General features: G+C 36.7%; 1 protein-coding gene. It reads left to right on the top strand.

The features are described 5' to 3' along the window. The coding region (locus P0G09_RS20665) for an integrase core domain-containing protein (RefSeq protein ID WP_275253618.1) at positions 1–247 on the top strand (247 nt) is incomplete at its 5' end. Between the last annotated feature and the right edge of the window lie 39 nt (positions 248–286).

Below are 286 nucleotides of genomic sequence, written 5' to 3'. Positions count from 1 at the left end.
CAAACTGCTACGTAAAGGAAGAATTAGGCAAAGCATGTCTCATCGAGCCACCTGTTTAGATAATGCGGCTTGTAAGACCGTTTTTAGTAAGTTAAAAGCAGAGATTGGAACTGATACGAGTTATCACAACCAGGATAAGCTCATCCAAGCAATTGAAGAATGGCTACACTTTTATAATGAACGGCACATTCAAACAAAACTAGGCAACCAAACACCGTATCAATATGAACAGTGTCTAGTTGCCTAGAAAAAATATTTATTCAATTATCAAGTCAGAATATTCAAC

It is taken from the genome of Faecalibacterium sp. DFI.5.82, assembly GCF_029076575.1.
GTDB lineage: Bacteria > Bacillota > Clostridia > Oscillospirales > Ruminococcaceae > Faecalibacterium > Faecalibacterium duncaniae.
Note: the sequence above shows the minus strand (reverse complement) of the source record. Positions and strands in the feature narration are given on the sequence as shown.